General features: G+C 63.6%; 1 protein-coding gene. It reads left to right on the top strand.

Features of this window, described 5'->3' with window-relative positions; translation table 11 throughout:
- Positions 1–258: Nramp family divalent metal transporter (locus SB725_RS32275; protein ID WP_410923571.1), on the top strand; the 258-nt coding region annotated here is incomplete at both ends.

Consider the following 258-nt stretch of genomic DNA (forward strand, 5'->3'; position numbering starts at 1 on the left):
GCTGTCGCTGATTGCCTCCGGCATATCCAGCTCGGTCGTCGGGACGATGGCGGGGCAGATGGTCATGCAGGGTTTCGTCGGCTTTCAGATTCCGCTGTGGCTGCGCCGGGTGGTCACGATGATCCCGAGTTTTCTTGTCGTCGGCTTCGGCGTGAACGCCACCCAGGCACTGGTCGTCAGCCAGGTCGTGCTGAGTATCGCACTGCCGTTTCCGATGGTGGCGCTCGTGTGGTTCACCTGCCGGCGCCAGGTGATGGG

This window comes from Pseudomonas sp. SIMBA_041, from assembly GCF_046535095.1.
Taxonomy (GTDB): domain Bacteria; phylum Pseudomonadota; class Gammaproteobacteria; order Pseudomonadales; family Pseudomonadaceae; genus Aquipseudomonas; species Aquipseudomonas mucoides.